The organism is Arthrobacter sp. Dra40, from assembly GCF_059091905.1.
The window spans coordinates 1-2,474 of the sequence record NZ_JBNHHB010000410.1; the positions used below are offsets into that span (position 1 = coordinate 1).

General features: G+C 59.9%; 3 protein-coding genes. All 3 read right to left on the reverse strand.

Annotated features, from left to right (window positions below):
• Positions 1-629, reverse strand: a 629-nt coding sequence (locus tag AC5RWT_RS36575) for a 5-oxoprolinase subunit C family protein (protein WP_494084489.1), incomplete at its 3' end; no start/stop codon positions are given.
• Between the two features lie 10 nt (positions 630-639).
• Complete coding sequence (locus AC5RWT_RS36580; protein WP_494084490.1) at positions 640-1,656, reverse strand: carboxyltransferase domain-containing protein; 1,017 nt, start codon at positions 1,654-1,656, stop codon at positions 640-642.
• The coding region (locus tag AC5RWT_RS36585) for an ATP-binding protein (RefSeq protein ID WP_494084491.1) at positions 1,653-2,474 on the reverse strand (822 nt) is incomplete at its 5' end. The genes AC5RWT_RS36585 and AC5RWT_RS36580, both read right to left, overlap by 4 nt.

Below are 2,474 nucleotides of genomic sequence, written 5' to 3' on the forward strand. Positions count from 1 at the left end.
TTCTGGTCAACGGTCCAGGAGCGTGCAAAGAAGTCCTCGACGTCCGTTTCCGTGAAGAATTCAGGTGTAGCAAATGGCCCTGGCACGACTTCCAGTTCCCAGTCGTGCCGATACTCGGGGATCCGTTCCTGCGGCAGTTCCGCTACGGATGAGGTATCCGAGCTTCCGATGTCCAAGACGTCCCCCTTAACGAGCGCCCGTCCTTCTACTCCTCCGAGTGAACCCATGGTGTAGGTGGATCGGGAACCGAGGATTTGGGGGACATCGATTCCTCCTTTCACCGCCAAATAGAACCTGAACCCGGATACCGCCAAACCAATTTTCAGTTCGGCACCTGCGGGGACGTTAACAGCAGCCCACTGAGGCACCGGGCTGCCGTCGATGGTCACTTCCCCCGCGGCGCCGGTTACGGCCACGGTGGCGGGCGACCGGAACCGGAATTTGGTCTTGCCAAGTGTAATTTCCAGACCGGCAGCGTCCGGGCTGTTGCCGACGGCGACATTGCCGAGCCGGAACGCGAAATCATCCATCGGACCGGCAGGGAAATAACCGCGTGACAGCATTCCGATTCGTCCAGGCCAGTCCTGCACGGTTGTCTGGATGCCGGATTGAACAACTTCAACGGACATATGTGACTCCTTACGGGACGGCGGTTGCGGCGGCAGCGGTGTCCCGCTTGGCGGTAAAGTCTGCGGCTTCGGCCACGAGCGAAGCGCACCAGTCGTTATAGCTGGCGACATCAAAGTCTTCGTCCTGGATGTCGTAGACGTATTCGCCCCGGTGGACGGCTTCGAAGGAATCTGTCAGTTCCTGCTCGGAAACGGCATGGAATCTGACGCGGTCACATGGGCGCAGTAGCAGAGGTGACTGGGCGAAAGCGGGGTTGCGCTGTTGGATGTCGTACACGGGCAGCGTTCTGCCGAGCAGTTGGTATCCGCCAGGCGATTCCACGGGGTAGATCGAGTAGCATGGTCCGCCCAGACCGATGGCTCCTTCCGCTGTCCAGGTACGGGTCGGGTTGTATTTGGGAGCGAAGAGGACCTTCCTCGGATCCAAAGGAAAAGTGAAGGGCAGTCCGGGGAAGAACCCGATGAATCCGACCCAGAGCTCCGTCCCTGTAACGACTTCAATCAGCTCGTCAACATCCCGAAGCCCGTTGTAGGCGATCGTGTAATCGACGTTGTTTTCGTTGATGCAGTTGGGGGCATCAGCACGGATGCTGCGGACATAACGGGCAACAGCTGCCCTGGACGTCGAATCGTGAAACGCAGCAGGAAGATTTACTCTTCGGCTGGGGAGAACCAGGTTTTCGGTACCGGTTGCATTGTCGTAGGCCTCGTCCAGTGCCACAACCAGGTTCGCAACGTTTGTTTCCGCTGGGTCATAGGAGAGCAGGATGGAACGGAAACCGGGGGATGTTTCAACCAGTCCCCGAGGGCGGGACCGGTTCACCTCCGTGTTGATGTTGTGGACAAAAAAGTTGAGGTTCAGGTCAAAATTCATGTCACCGAACTCAACGAGGAGAAAACTGTCGCCGGCAAGCCGGTAGGTGAGCGCGGGTTTGCCGTCAGTGGCCGCCCGTTGACCGTAAAGTGCGGATGGAACTCCTGCCCACTGTTCCGGGACGGACTGTCTTGAGACCTCGTGGGGCTTCATCGTGCGTGCTCCTCCTGACCTGACTCGCCGGTTGCTTTCGACTCGGCAGCCCGGTTCTGCACTTCGGCGACGATGCCGGTGCTGTAGCGGCCCGACTTGAATGCCGGATCGTTGAGAAGCATCCGGAAAAAGGGGAGGTTGGTTTTTAGCCCCGATACGTGGAAGGCATCGACGGCGGACCCGGCACGTGCGAGTGCTTCTTCCCGGTCCTGCCCTCGGACGATGAGTTTTGCCAGGAGCGGATCGTAAGCCGTGGTCACGGTATTACCGGCTGCATAGCCGCTGTCGACGCGGATACCTTCTCCTGTTGGTTCCGTCCACTCACTGATGCGCCCGGGAGAGGGCAGGAAGCGTTTAGGATCTTCGGCATAGATGCGCAGCTCTATGGCATGTCCTGCAGGTTCGGGGTTGCCGGCGTCGAAGCCCACGTCTTGACCGGCTGCAACGCGGAGTTGTTCCGCGACAAGGTCGATGGAAAATACGGCTTCGGTGACAGGGTGCTCCACCTGCAGGCGGGTGTTCATTTCCAGGAAAACGAAGCTCTGCCGCACGGGGTCGACCAGGCATTCGACGGTACCGGCATTGCGGTACCCGACAGCAGTCCCGGCTCTTACCGCGGCGTCCAGCATCCGGGATCTGAGTTCGGGTGTGATTCCGGGAGACGGTGACTCCTCGGCGACCTTCTGGTGACGGCGCTGGACCGAGCAGTCCCGCTCTCCGAGCGCTATGACCCTGCCGCCGGCGAGCCCGAGGATCTGGACCTCGACGTGGCGGGCGTGCTGAATGAACTGTTCAATGAGGATCCGCGAGTCCCCGAA